At 62.4% G+C, this 13,261-nt stretch carries 10 protein-coding genes; all 10 read left to right on the top strand.

Annotation, left to right across the window (positions count from 1 at the left end; translation table 11 throughout):
• The first annotated feature begins 7 nt into the window (after positions 1-7).
• The 10 genes from ACEN9A_RS29275 (at position 8) to ACEN9A_RS29230 (ending at position 13,257) form a co-directional block, all read left to right on the top strand.
• Positions 8-1,525, top strand: coding sequence for a sigma-54 interaction domain-containing protein (locus ACEN9A_RS29275; protein ID WP_258671654.1), 1,518 nt, complete (start codon positions 8-10; stop codon positions 1,523-1,525).
• 297 nt (positions 1,526-1,822) lie between these two features.
• On the top strand, positions 1,823-1,963 hold the full coding sequence (locus tag ACEN9A_RS29270; protein ID WP_007894589.1) for a hypothetical protein: 141 nt from the start codon (positions 1,823-1,825) through the stop codon (positions 1,961-1,963).
• A 17-nt stretch (positions 1,964-1,980) separates the two neighbouring features.
• The gene (gene tagH, locus ACEN9A_RS29265; protein WP_258671653.1) at positions 1,981-3,177 is read left to right on the top strand and encodes a type VI secretion system-associated FHA domain protein TagH; all 1,197 of its coding nucleotides are present in this window, start codon (positions 1,981-1,983) and stop codon (positions 3,175-3,177) included.
• Positions 3,178-3,182: 5 nt separating this feature from the next.
• Entirely contained in the window at positions 3,183-3,683 is a 501-nt protein-coding gene (gene tssJ / locus ACEN9A_RS29260; RefSeq protein WP_018927445.1) for a type VI secretion system lipoprotein TssJ, read from the top strand.
• Positions 3,684-3,685: 2 nt separating this feature from the next.
• Positions 3,686-5,017: a type VI secretion system baseplate subunit TssK gene (gene tssK, locus ACEN9A_RS29255; RefSeq protein ID WP_258671652.1), complete on the top strand. Its 1,332-nt coding sequence runs from the start codon at positions 3,686-3,688 to the stop codon at positions 5,015-5,017.
• Between the two features lie 5 nt (positions 5,018-5,022).
• Positions 5,023-5,898, top strand: a complete 876-nt coding sequence (gene icmH / locus ACEN9A_RS29250) for a type IVB secretion system protein IcmH/DotU (protein ID WP_018927447.1) — start codon at positions 5,023-5,025, stop codon at positions 5,896-5,898.
• Between the two features lie 13 nt (positions 5,899-5,911).
• Entirely contained in the window at positions 5,912-9,451 is a 3,540-nt protein-coding gene (gene tssM, locus ACEN9A_RS29245; protein WP_258671650.1) for a type VI secretion system membrane subunit TssM, read from the top strand.
• Entirely contained in the window at positions 9,451-10,179 is a 729-nt protein-coding gene (locus ACEN9A_RS29240; protein WP_258671649.1) for a PP2C family protein-serine/threonine phosphatase, read from the top strand. The genes tssM and ACEN9A_RS29240 overlap by 1 nt, the downstream gene beginning before the upstream one ends.
• On the top strand, positions 10,176-11,192 hold the full coding sequence (locus tag ACEN9A_RS29235; RefSeq protein WP_258671648.1) for a serine/threonine-protein kinase: 1,017 nt from the start codon (positions 10,176-10,178) through the stop codon (positions 11,190-11,192). The genes ACEN9A_RS29240 and ACEN9A_RS29235 overlap by 4 nt, the downstream gene beginning before the upstream one ends.
• A 28-nt stretch (positions 11,193-11,220) precedes the next feature.
• Positions 11,221-13,257, top strand: coding sequence for a type VI secretion system Vgr family protein (locus tag ACEN9A_RS29230; protein WP_413387015.1), 2,037 nt, complete (start codon positions 11,221-11,223; stop codon positions 13,255-13,257).
• Positions 13,258-13,261: the final 4 nt, after the last annotated feature.

The raw sequence follows: 13,261 nt of genomic DNA, 5'->3' as shown, positions 1-13,261 counted from the left end.
GGGTGTGATGTTCACTCAAGTGCCGCAACCGCTGGTCTATGCCGAAGCCTTGCTGGCGCAGTTCGCCAGCCTGTCGCGGGCGGCGGACAGCGCTGTGCTGCTGGGTGACTTCGTGCGCGGCCTGGCCGAGCTCAGCGGTTGCGAGCTGACGCAGTTGTACCTGCTGGATGCGACCCACACTTGCCTGGGGATGAACGCCGAGTGCCTGAACGGCGTTCTGCAACCCCGGGAAGGGGCGAGCCTGCCGGCGGATTACAACGGTGAACAACTGCTGCAATTCGCCCTGTGCCAGAACCGCGTGGTGTGCCTCAGCGAGCTGAGCGGCAGCCTGCACGAAACCAGTTTCCTGCCACCCCAGGCCACGCCCTGGCAGTCGCTGCTGTGCGTGCCGCTGGTCAATCAGCAGAAGGCTGTCGAAGGTTTGCTGCTGTGCGCCAGTCGCCGCCAGATCGACCTGCAAGGGTTTGCCGATTCCCTCGGTCAACTGGGCTCGTTCGTGCTCGGTCAGTTGCACTTGCTGCAACGTTTGCGTCAGCCGACCGGTGATACACGCCCGGCGCTACTCAACGTCCCGAGCGCCAGCGGTTATGGCCTGATCGGCAAGAGCGTGGCGATGCGCCAGACCTACTCGTTGATCAGCAAAGTCCTGCACAGCCCCTACACCGTGCTGCTGCGCGGTGAGACCGGCACCGGCAAGGAAGTGGTCGCGCGGGCGATTCACGATTGCGGCCCGCGCCGGTCCCAGGCGTTCATCGTGCAGAACTGCGCAGCGTTCCCCGAGAACCTGCTGGAAAGCGAGCTGTTCGGCTACCGCAAGGGCGCCTTCACCGGTGCCGATCGCGACCGTGCGGGACTGTTCGACGCGGCCAACGGCGGCACCTTGTTGCTCGATGAAATCGGCGACATGCCGCTGTCCCTGCAAGCCAAGTTACTGCGGGTATTGCAGGAGGGCGAGATCCGCCCGTTGGGTTCCAACGACACCCACAAGATCGACGTGCGGATCATCGCCGCAACGCACCGCGATTTGTCGGTGCTGGTCAGCGAAGGCAAGTTCCGCGAGGACTTGTACTACCGCCTCGCGCAATTCCCGATCGAACTGCCGGCCCTGCGTCAACGCGAAGGCGACATCCTCGACCTGGCGCGGCACTTCGCCGACAAGGCTTGCGCGTTTCTGCAGCGCGATGCGGTGCGTTGGTCCGACGCGGCGCTGGATCACCTGTCCGGTTATGCCTTCCCCGGCAACGTTCGCGAACTCAAGGGTTTGGTCGAGCGCGCAGTACTGCTGTGCGAGGGCGGCGAGTTGCTAGCCGAGCATTTTTCCCTGCGCATGGAAGCCATGCCGGAAGACAGCAGCCTGAACCTGCGCGAACGCCTGGAGCAGGTCGAACGCAGTCTGCTGCTCGACTGCCTGCGCAAAAACGACGGCAACCAGACCCTCGCCGCCCGCGAACTCGGGCTGCCACGGCGCACGCTGCTGTACCGCCTCGGGCGGCTGAATATCAATTTGGGTGACTTCGATGGTTAACCCAAAACAAATTTCTGTGGCGAGTGGACTTCCTGTGGTGAGCAGGCTTTCTGTGGCGAGGGGGCTTGCCCCCGTTCGGCTGCGAAGCAGTCGTAGTCCGGTAAATGTGGTTTGCCTGAATAAACAGGATGGCCGGTTTTGGGGCCGCTTTGCGACCCAACGGGGGCAAGCCCCCTCGCCACAGGGGATCTGCTCTAAGCCTTGGATTAGAGCCTCCCAATCAAACTCATTCGCTTCTGATAGCGCCACCCGAAAGGGTCGGCGCTTTGTGCTTTGTCTACCTCTGGAGACCCTCTGATGCCTGTTCGTCACTGGCAAGCCGTCCTGCTGACCCTCGTCGTTCTATGCGGCCTCGGCGGCTGTAGCGGCAATTACAAATACAACGACAACACCTATCGCCCGTTGGGTGATCCGCAGGCGGTCAATCGCGGCAAGTGACCGCAAGGAGCATCATCATGGAACTGGTTTTCGAAATGCTGAACACCAAGCAGTTCGTGCCCACGGATTTGTGCCAGAAGACCTTCAAACAGGCCGGTGGCGTGATCGGCCGGGGCGAGGACTGCGACTGGATCATCCCCGACCGCAAGCGTCACCTGTCCAACCACCACGCGGTGATCAGCTACCGCGAGGGCATGTTTTTCCTGACCGATACCAGCAGCAACGGTATCCAGGACAGCGAAAGCGGCGCACGCCTGCGCAAGGGCGAGCCGATGCGCATCGAACACGGCAGCGTGTATGTGCTGGGTGACTTCGAGATTCGCGCGCGACTGGTGCGCGACCCGGCGACGTTCGACGTCGAAGTCGGCCGTCCGCAGGCCGCGGGCAGCATCATCCCGGACGACGCATTCCTCGACCTTGACCCGCTCAATGCCCTCGACCAGCAAGAACGCGTGTACTCGGAAATCGAGGAGCTGATTTCCCCGAGCACGGTGATCGAGGACACCCGTCAGCGCGCCGACTACGCGCGCATCGACATGGAAAGCCTGATGGTGCCGGAGCTGATCGCCGCCCCGGCAGAGCCAGCGCCAGCCCCGCCGCCAAAAGCGGTTGAGCGTCAGAGCGAAGGTTTCTGGGAGCACTTCGGCGCGGCGTTGGGCGTGGACCTCAAAGGCCTCGACCACGACGCCCGCGAAGCCCTGGCCCTGAACGCCGCACGCCTGCTCAAGCAGAGCGTCGGCGGTTTGCAGCAGAGCCTGCGCACCCGCAGCGAGCTGAAAAACGAACTGCGCCTGGCCCAGACCACCGTGCAAGGCAGCCAAAAGAACCCGTTGAAATTCGCCGTCGATGCCGGTGAAGCGTTGGGCATTCTGTTGCAGGGCAACAAGCCGGGCCAATTGCCGGCCGAGCAAGCGATCTCCCGTGCGTTCCGCGATTTGCAGGCGCATCAGGTGGCCTTGCTGACCGCCAGCCGCGCCGCCGTTCGCGGCACTCTTGAGCACTTCTCGCCACAACAGCTGACCCTGCGTTTCGAGCGAGACAACAAGCCATTGCTCGCCACCTCCGGCAGTCGCTGGAGAGCTTATGGGCGTTATCACCAGGCCCTGCGTCAGGACGATGAATGGAGCGAACGTCTGTTGGCCCGCGACTTCGCCCAGGCCTACGAAGAACAGATCCGCCTGATTTCCACCCTACACACCGACCACCAAGGATGATGCGCATGTCTCGCTGTTCCACCGCTTTTTTCAAGATGCTGACTGCGTTCGCTGCTTTGGTGCTGCTGGCCGGTTGCTCGTCGCTGTCGCCGTATTCCACCGTGACCAAGCTCAACCTGAAGCTGACCGCCAGCGATCAATTGAACCCGGACCTCAACGGTCGTCCGTCGCCGATCGTCGTACGCCTGTTCGAGCTCAAGCACCCGGTGGCCTTCGAGAACGCTGATTTCTTCAGCCTCTACGAACGCGCCAAGGAATCCCTGGCCCCGGACTTGGTGGCCAGCGAAGAACTGGAACTGCGCCCAGGCGAAACCGTCGAGCTCAAGCTCAGCGTGGAAGAGGGCAGCCGTTACGTTGGCGTGCTCGCCGCCTACCGCGACCTGCCGGAAACCAAGTGGCGCTACACCGTGCAAATCACTCCGGTGCAAGTCACCGCGGCTGACCTGACCCTCGATCAGGCCGGCATCCGCAACACCCATGAAACGCTCGCCAAGGCGGATGACTGAACATGAATGCCCATAAAGTCATTTGGCAGGAAGGCATGCTGTTGCGTCCGCAGCACTTCCAGCACAACGATCGTTACTACGACCACCAGATGAAGACCCGCACCCAGTTGCTGGGCAGCTACACCTGGGGCTTCCTCAACCTGGAAATCGACTTGCAGTTCCTCAACATGGGCAAACTGGTGATCAGCCAGGCCTCGGGGATTCTGCCGGATGGCAGCCTGTTCGAACTGGGCGGCAACACCGAGCCGCTGGCCCTGGACGTGCCGCCGAACACCGGCAACACGCCGATCTATCTGGCGCTGCCGCTGGTGACCGGTAACCACATCGAAGCCCGCCGCCCGGAGCAATCCGACGTGCTGGCGCGCTACACCGCGTATGAAGCGGAAGTCGCCGACTCCAATGCCGGCGACGACTCCGCCAGCCAGGTCAGTTGCGCCCGTCCGGACTTCAAGCTATTGCTCGGCGAGCAGCAGAGCGACCAGGCCTACGTGAAACTGAAGATCTGCGAAGTGCTCGACACCACGCCTGACGGCGTGATCAGCCTCGACCCGGATTTCGTGCCGACCTACATTCAGGCGCACTCGTCCAGCTACCTGCTGTCGTGCCTCAAAGAAGTGATCAGCATGCTCGGCCACCGGGGCGACACCATCGCCGACCGGATCCGCTCCAACGGCAAGGTCGGTGGCGCGGAAGTCGGCGACTTCATGATGCTGCAACTGATCAACCGCACCGAACTGTTGCTGCGCCATTACCTCGGCCTGGAGCAGGTTCACCCGGAAGAGTTGTACCGCACGCTGCTGACCATGCTCGGCGATCTGGCGACGTTTTCCAGCGACAGCAAACGCCCGCGTCTGGACAGCCGTTACCAGCACAGCGATCAGGGCGCGAGCTTTCGCAAACTGATGGAAGCGATTCGTCAGGTGCTGTCGATGGTGCTCGAACAGCACGCCATCGAGCTGATTCTGCAAGCGCGTCAGTACGGGATCATCGTGTCGCCGTTGCACGACCACAAACTGCTGGGCTCGGCTTCGTTCGTGCTCGCAGCCAGTGCCAACTGCGACTCCGAAGAACTGCGCCATCGCCTGCCGGCGCACCTCAAGGTCGGCCCGGTGGAGCGCATCCGCCAACTGGTCAACCTGCACCTGCCGGGCATCAAGGTCAAACCGTTGCCGGTGGCCCCACGGCAGATCGCGTTCCACTCCAACAAAACCTATTTCATCCTCGAACTCAGTTCCGAAGACCTGGCGCAACTCGAACGCTCCGGCGGCTTCGCGTTCCACGTGTCCGGCGAATTCGCCGAGCTTGAACTGAAATTCTGGGCCATCAGGAACTGACCGACATGATCAAGGACATGGAACACACCCAGGACGACAAAACCGTCCTGCTCGACCGCCAGGGCCACGGCCCGGCCTCGAGTCCGCTGACTGACTTCGCGGCACCACCGCGTTTTGAACAGTTGGAAGAACGGATGATCTATGCCGCGCGCCTGCGCCCGGCCGAAGCGTTCAACATCAGCCTCAATTCGCTGGTGGCGGCGGCGTCCGAACTGCTGTCGGAAGTGGTGCGGCTCAAGCACAGCGACACCCGCGAAGACCTGTACGCGCTCAACGAGCGGCTGACTGCCGGGCTGAAACTGTTTGAAGTGCGGGCGCTGCACAACGGTGCTGAAAGCAGCCAGGTGATGGCCGCCCGTTACGTGCTCTGCACCGTGGTCGACGAAGCCGTCGTCACCACGCCGTGGGGCAACGAAAGCGAGTGGTCGCAGATGAGCCTGCTCAGCAGCTTCCACAACGAAACCTTCGGTGGCGAGAAGTTCTTCCAACTGCTGGATCGCCTGTCGAAAAACCCGGTCAAGCACCTGCCGATGCTGGAGCTGATGTACCTGTGCCTGTCCCTCGGTTTCGAAGGCAAGTACCGGGTGCAAGCGCGCGGCATGCTCGAACTCGAAGGCATCCGCGACGCCCTGTATCGGCAGATTCGCCAACTGCGCGGCGACGTGCCTCGCGAGTTGTCGCCGCACTGGGAAGGCTTGAACGATCAGCGTCGCAGCCTGGTGCGCATTGTGCCGGCGTGGATGGTGGTGCTGTTCACCGTGGTGTGCCTGGTGGTGATGTATTCGGGCTTTGCCTGGGTGCTGGGTGAACAACGCGAAACCGTTCTGCAACCTTATCAGCAGCTTGATCCGGCCACGGCTCAGCCGCAGTCGAAGCCGTAAACAGGGACGTGTGATGAAAAAGTTTTTCAAGAAAGTCGGCGCGTTCCTGCGCCAGACCTGGGTATGGACCCTGTTGCTGGTGCTGTTCGTTGCGCTGCTGGTGTGGTTCGTCGGGCCGCTGCTGGCGGTCAATGACTACAAATTCTGGGAAGGTTCGACCTCCCGTTTGCTGACCATCAGTGTGCTGTTCCTGATCTGGGGCCTGACCATGGTCTTCGTCAGCTGGCGCGCCGGTGTGCGCAAAAAGGCTGTGGAAGCCACCGAAGACGGCCAGGACCGCATTCGCCGTGAAGAGCTGATCGACGAAGAAGAGAAAGAGTTGAAGGTGCGTTTCAAGGACGCCCTGAAAACCCTGAAGACGTCGAGCCTGTATCGCGGCCGCAGTGAACGCTGGCGCAGTGATTTGCCGTGGTACTTGCTGATCGGCCCGCAGGGCAGCGGCAAGACCAGCCTGCTGGACTTCTCGGGCCTTGAGTTTCCGATCAACAAGATCGACCGCAAACTCACCCGCGACACCCTCGGCACGCGGCATTGCGACTGGTACTTCGCCGACCACGGCGTGCTGATCGACACCGCCGGGCGTTACCTGACCCAGCCGGATGCCGAAGTCGATGGCAGTGCCTGGAGCACCTTGCTCGACCTGCTGCGTAAGCGTCGCCGCAACCGCCCGTTGAACGGCGTGCTGGTGACCATTCCGGTGGAAACCCTGCTGGGCGGCAGCGAGCAGGACCTCGAAACCCTGGCCCGCCAGGTGCGTGCGCGCCTGCAAGACGTGCATCAGAAACTGCACGTCGATGTGCCGATTTATCTGGTGTTGAGCAAGGCCGATCGCCTGCTCGGTTTCGACGAGTTCTTCGATCAACTGACCCGCGAAGAAAGCGATCAGGTCCTCGGCACCAGCTTCCGCAAAGAGCAGAGCGGCACCGATGTGGCCGTGCTGCGCGCCGAGTTCGAAGAGCTGCTGCGTCGCCTCAACAGCCAGGTGATCATGCGCATGCACCAGGAGCGCGACACCCAGCGCCGTGGCCGCATCCTCGACTTCCCGCATCAACTGGGGCAGATCGGCGAGCGCCTGTGCCTGTTCGTCGACCTGGCGTTCACCGGCAACCGCTACCAGCGTGTCAGCCAGTTGCGTGGTTTCTACCTGACCAGCGCACCGCACCTGACTCAACAGATGGACCAGACCACCGCCAGTATCGGCGCCAACCTGGGCATGAGCGCCGGCATGCTGCCAACCCTGCGCAGCGGCCGTTCGCGGTTCATTCACCATTTGCTCAGCCGGGTGATTTTCCCCGAGGCCGACCTGGCCGGTCTGGACAAGCGCGAGCGCAGCCGCATCCATTGGGGTCAACGTGCTCTGTACGTGGGCGCACTGGCGGCATTGGCGCTGTTCGGCATGCTCTGGGCGGGCGGTTTCTCGGCCAACTATGAGCGTCTGGAAAACCTGCGCTCCCTGGCGCAAACCTGGAACCAGCAACGCTCGGCCCTGACTGCGCGCGATGATTCGATGGCGGTGCTCAAGACTCTCGACACCAGCTACGCGGCGACTCAGGTGTTCCCGAACAAGGGTGACGTGTCGTACCACGAACGCGGCGGCCTGTATCAGGGCGAAGATGCCAATCCGGTGGTCAAGAGCGCCTACGAGCGTGAGCTCGAAGCGCAACTGCTGCCACGGGTTGCGACGCTGCTGGAAGGGCAGATCCGCGCCAACATGAAGGACCGCGAACGCCTGCTCAACAGCCTGCGCGCGTACCTGATGCTGAACATGAAAGATCGCCGCGATGCGGCATGGCTCAAGGATTGGGTCGCCACTGACTGGTCCCTGCGCTACGCCGGCAACACTGCGGTGCAGAACGGTTTGAACGCCCACTTCGAGCGTTTGCTCAAGCAGCCGTTTATCTACCCGCTCAACGAACAACTGGTGGCGCAGGCGCGTCAGGTACTGCGCAGCGAGTCGCTGGCCAACGTGGTTTACCGGATGCTGCGCGAGCAGGCCCGCAACCTGCCGGAATACCGCCTGAGCCAACACATCGGCCCGCAGGGTTCGTTGTTTGTCGGCACCGATTACGTGATTCCGGGGTTCTACACCCAGCAAGGCTATCAGCAGTATTTCTCGGTCCAGGGCGCTGCGCTGGTCACCGATATCCTGCGTGACAACTGGGTGCTGGGCGAAGGCTCGGGCATCAGCGGCATGGACTTGCGTCGCCTGATGGTCGAACTGGAGCAACTGTACTTCCGCGACTACGCCAACTTCTGGAGCGAGGCGGTCGGCCAGGTGGCACTGCCCGCGATCAGCGATTTCAGTGAGGGTGCCGAGCAACTGGCGGGCCTGACGTCGGCCAATTCCCCGGTGCTGCAACTGCTGGTGGAAGTGCGCGAGAACACCCGCTTTCCGGCGGAAGCCGAACCGGTTGATGAGGCGGCCGATGCCGCTGCAAAACTGGGCGAGCAGAAGGGCAAGCTCGGCAAGTTGGGCAAACTGGCGTCGGCCGCAGCGGACGCGGCGTCTGACATGGCCGCGACCAAAAACCTGCCGGACACCGCGAAGAAATCCCTGCAACGTCGCTTCGAACCGCTGCACCGCTTGCTGGATGACAACAACGGCCCGGCCGCTGATTTGACTCCGGCCCTGCAAGCACTCAACGACCTGCAAATGCAAATGGCAAGCCTGGCCCGCGCCAGTTCGCCAGAGCAGGCCGCGTTCGAAATGGCCAAGACCCGCATGAGCGGCCAGCGTGATGCGCTGAGCAACCTGCGCAATGCGTCGAACCGTCTGCCGCGTCCGGTGAGTGTGTGGTTCAACGTGCTGGCCGAAGACACCTGGCGTCTGGTGCTCAACGATTCCTACCAGTACCTGAACCAGCGTTATCAGAGTGAGCTGTACAGCTTCTACGGCAAAGCGATCAACAAGCGTTACCCGTTCAGCGCCCACAGCACCAGCGACGTTGCGATCAGCGACTTCCGCGAGTTCTTCAAGGCCCAGGGCATCGCCGATCGGTTCTTTGATACCTACATGCGTCCATTCGTCAGTGGCGATCCAGGCAACTACCGCCTGCGCAGCATCGACGGTCACAGCATGCCGATCTCCAAGGTCTACCTCGACCAGATGGCCGCGGCACAAGTGATCCGCCAGAGCTTCTTCGCCATCAACCCGGCCGAGCCGCAAGTGCAGTTCAAACTGGAGCCGTACACCCTCGACCCGGCGGTCAGCCGTTCCGAGTTCAAGTTTGGCGACAAGACCATCGAATACCGCCACGGCCCGATCGTGCCGGTGTCGTTCAAATGGCCGACCGACGCTGAAGACGGTCGCACCAGCCTGGTCCTCGACAAAATGGCTGGCCGCCCGATCGGTATCGAGAAGAACACCGGCCCATGGTCGCTGTTCCGTCTGTTCGACCTGATGCAGACCGAGTACCTGACCGGTCGCGACGTGCTGGTGCTCAAGGCAGACGTGGGTGGCCTGCGCGCCAACTACTTGCTGTCGAGCCAGCGCACGCCGAACCCGTTCGACATGGGCGTGCTGCGTACCTTCCGTATGCCGGTGCAGCTCTGATGCTGGTTGCCAGCCCCTGGCGCAGCGCTGCGCGTACCGATCCGGGCAAGGTTCGGGCGCGCAACGAAGATGCCTTTCTCGACTGTCCACAGCAGGGGCTGTGGGTGGTCGCGGACGGCATGGGCGGTCATCAGGGTGGCGACATCGCCAGCCAGTTGATCGTCGCCAGCCTGGCGGAATTGCCGGTGCAGGATGACTTCGACGAACGACTCAAAGGTATTCGCCAGTGTCTGCACTGGCTCAACCGCCGCTTGGGTCAGGAGTTGACCGTCACCGCCGGGCGTCACGACAGCATCATGGGCAGCACCGTGGTGGCGCTGCTGGTGGAAGGCAATCGCGCGGCCTGCATCTGGGCCGGTGACAGCCGTTGCTACCTGTGGCGCGGCCAGCGTTTGTATCAGCTGTCCAAGGACCATTCGCTGCAACAGCAACTGATCGACGAACAGAACATGAGCGTCAAAGACGCTCGCGCACATCCTGCCGCTCATGCGCTGACCCGTGCGGTCGGCGCTGCCGAGCAACTGACGCTGGATGTGTTGGAACTCGAGGTCTATCCCGGCGATGCGTTTCTGTTGTGCAGCGACGGTTTGTATCAAGGGCTGACTAGCGATGCCCTGGGCAACGCCCTGAGCCTGACCGCACCGCACGTTGCGCTGGAGCGTCTGTTCGACGGCGCTCTGCGTGGCTCGGCCCGGGATAACCTGACTGCCGTGGTGATCCGCCAATGACTGAATTCATGCCACCGATCGACGACCTGCTGGTGACCGAGGAAGAAGCCAATAACCTGACTTACTTCGCTTTCGCCAAGTCTCTGAACGACAAGCCGCACAAGGCCGAGCCCGCGCTGGCGCCAACCAAGGCCAGCATCGGCGAAATGCCCGACGTGCTTGCGGGCCGTTACCGCATCGAGCGCCTGCTCGGTGCCGGTGGCATGGGCGCGGTTTACCGTGCACGGGATCTGCTGCGCGAACAGTTCGGCGATCCCGACCCCTACATTGCGCTGAAAATCCTCAGCGAAGAATTTGCCGAATCGCCGGACGCCAGTGCTTTGCTCTACAGCGAGTTCACCCTGACCCGACGACTGCGCCACAACAACGTGCTGCGTTTGCACACCTTCGAAGTGGACACCGACTGCCAGCGGGCCTTCATCACCATGGAACTCATGCGTGGGCTGACCCTGGACAAATTACTCTGCGAGCGGCCCCTGGGCCTGCCGTGGAAAGAACTGCGCGACATCGCGCTGCCGCTGCTTGATGCGCTGGCCTACACCCACGCTCGCGGCGTGCTGCACGGCGACCTGAAGCCGAGCAACGTGATGCTCAGCGAAGAGGGCGTGCGTCTGTTCGACTACGGCCTCGGCCAGGCCGAAGAGGGCATCTTGCCCGGCCTGCCGCACCTGAGCCGCGACCGCTTCAACGCCTGGACCCCCGGCTACGCCGCCCCCGAACTGCTTGAAGGCCAGCCACTCTCGGCCAGCGCGGACGTGTACGGCGTGGCCTGCGTGCTCTATGAATTGGCGGGCGGCAAACACCCGTTCCGCCGCTTGCCGTCGACCGAGGCCCGCGACGGCCACCTCGACCGTGAGCTGCACGCACCTCGAAATCTACCCAAACACTGCTGGCCAGCCCTGCGAACGGCGCTGGCTTTCGATGCGGCCAAGCGCACCATCACCGCCGCCCAATTGCGTGACGCCCTGGGCGCCACTTCGTCTTTGCTGCAACGCCTTCGACTGCGGGCGTAACGGATGACTACCGAACAGGGAGCAAGCAATGTTCAACTCAGCTAACGAAACGCACTTCAGCCTCACCGTCGAAGACTATGCCGGCGACCTGCAAGTGTTGTCGTTCACCGGCACCGAAGGCATCAGCCAGCCGTATCGCTTCGACCTGGAACTGGTCAGCGAAAACCCGGATCTGGACCTGGAAAAGCTCCTGCACAAGCAGGCATTCCTCGCATTCGACCCGAAGGGTTCTGGCATCCACGGCCAGATCTACCGCGTCGCCCAAGGCGATGCCGGCAAGCGCCTGACCCGCTACAAAATCTCCCTGGTGCCGCACCTGCAATACCTGCATCACCGCACCAACCAGCGCATCTACCAGCAGATGTCGGCGCCGAAAATCATCGCGCTGATCCTCGAAGAACACGGCATCAAGGGCAACGCCTACCGCTTCCAGCTGAGCACCCCGTGCCCGGACCGCGACTACTGCGTGCAATACGACGAAACCGACCTGCACTTCGTCCAGCGCCTGTGCGAAGAAGAAGGCATTCACTACCACTTCCAGCACAGCGAAAAAGCCCACCTGCTGGTGTTCGGCGACGACCAGACCGTGTTCCCCAAACTCGGCCAGCCCACCGCCTACGTGCAAGGCAGCGGCATGGTCGCCGACGAGCCAGTGATCAAAGGCTTCAAACTGCGCCTGGAAACCCGCACCGGCCGCGTCACCCGCCGCGACTACGACTTCGAAAAGCCCAACCTGCGACTCGAAGCCGCGTACAAACCCGACGCCGAAAGCACCGAACCGGACCTCGAAGACTACGACTACCCCGGCCGCTTCCTCGACCGCGCCCGCGGCAAATTCCTCAGCCAACGTGCCCTTGAACGCCACCGCGCCGACTATCAACAAGCCGAAGGCCGTGGCGACCAGACCACCCTCGTCAGCGGCCACTTCCTCGAAATCTCCGACCACCCACGCACCGAGTGGAACGACCTCTGGCTACTCACCGAAGTCGTCCACGAAGGCAAACAGCCACAAGTGCTCGAAGAGGCGGTGACCAGCGACACCACCGACAACAAAGACGACTTCCACCAGGGCTACCGCAACCGCTTCCTCGCCACCCCGTGGAACGTGTTCTACCGCCCGGCCCTGGAACACCCAAAACCCCGCGTCCTCGGCAGCCAGACTGCCATGGTCACCGGCCCCAAAGGCGAAGAAATCCACTGCGACCAGTACGGCCGCATCAAAGTGCAATTCCACTGGGACCGCGAAGGCCTGGCCGACGACAAAACCAGCTGCTGGATGCGCGTCTCTTCGAGCTGGGCCGGCGACCGCTACGGCGCCATCGCCATCCCGCGCATCGGCATGGAAGTCCTCGTCACCTTCCTCGAAGGCGACCCCGACCAACCGCTGGTAACCGGTTGCCTGTACCACAAGGAAAACCAGGTTCCCTACGACCTGCCAGCGAACAGAACCCGCACCGTCTTCAAAACCCTCAGCTCACCGGGGGGCGGCGGGTACAACGAACTGCGGATCGAAGACAAGAAAGGGGCGGAGCAGATCTTTATTCATGCCCAACGGGATTGGGATGAAAACATCGAGCACGACCAGAAGATTCGGGTGGGGAATGAACGCCACGACACCGTGGTGAAGAACACCTACACCGAGCTGAAGGCCGAAGAGCACCGCACCACGATTGCGGATCGCAAGACTGAGGCGCGGATGGATGATCACCTGACGATTGGGCAGAACCAGCACGTCAAGCTGGGGACTGCGCAGCTGACCAGTGCCGGGAAGGAGATTCACCTGAAGGCTGGGGACAAGATTGTTATCGAGGCTGGGATGGAGCTGACCGTAAAGGCGGGAGGGAGCTTCATCAAGCTCGATGCGGGTGGGGTTACCGTGGTTGGGCCGGTGGTGAAGATTAATGCCGGTGGATCGGCGGGGAGTGGGACCGGGATTGGGATTAAGCCACCGGTGTTGCCGGGGGCTGCGGATAAGGATAAGGCGGGGAGTTTGATGGATCAGGCGTTGGGGAATGCGGTGCCTGAGAAGGTTAAGCCGAAGGCTTTTTTTGTGTTTTCTGAGTGATCGA

The sequence above is a fragment of the Pseudomonas sp. Pseusp18 genome (assembly GCF_059506005.1).
This window is presented reverse-complemented; position numbering and strand designations above follow the sequence as displayed.

Bases quoted from the DNA above. Each gene is read 5' to 3' on its own strand.
- ACEN9A_RS29275 (WP_258671654.1), top strand. From the start codon at position 8: ATGTTCACTCAAGTGCCGCAACCGCTGGTCTATGCCGAAGCCTTGCTG.
- ACEN9A_RS29270 (WP_007894589.1), top strand. From the start codon at position 1,823: ATGCCTGTTCGTCACTGGCAAGCCGTCCTGCTGACCCTCGTCGTTCTA.
- tagH (WP_258671653.1), top strand. From the start codon at position 1,981: ATGGAACTGGTTTTCGAAATGCTGAACACCAAGCAGTTCGTGCCCACG.
- tssJ (WP_018927445.1), top strand. From the start codon at position 3,183: ATGTCTCGCTGTTCCACCGCTTTTTTCAAGATGCTGACTGCGTTCGCT.
- tssK (WP_258671652.1), top strand. From the start codon at position 3,686: ATGAATGCCCATAAAGTCATTTGGCAGGAAGGCATGCTGTTGCGTCCG.
- icmH (WP_018927447.1), top strand. From the start codon at position 5,023: ATGATCAAGGACATGGAACACACCCAGGACGACAAAACCGTCCTGCTC.
- tssM (WP_258671650.1), top strand. From the start codon at position 5,912: ATGAAAAAGTTTTTCAAGAAAGTCGGCGCGTTCCTGCGCCAGACCTGG.
- ACEN9A_RS29240 (WP_258671649.1), top strand. From the start codon at position 9,451: ATGCTGGTTGCCAGCCCCTGGCGCAGCGCTGCGCGTACCGATCCGGGC.
- ACEN9A_RS29235 (WP_258671648.1), top strand. From the start codon at position 10,176: ATGACTGAATTCATGCCACCGATCGACGACCTGCTGGTGACCGAGGAA.
- ACEN9A_RS29230 (WP_413387015.1), top strand. From the start codon at position 11,221: ATGTTCAACTCAGCTAACGAAACGCACTTCAGCCTCACCGTCGAAGAC.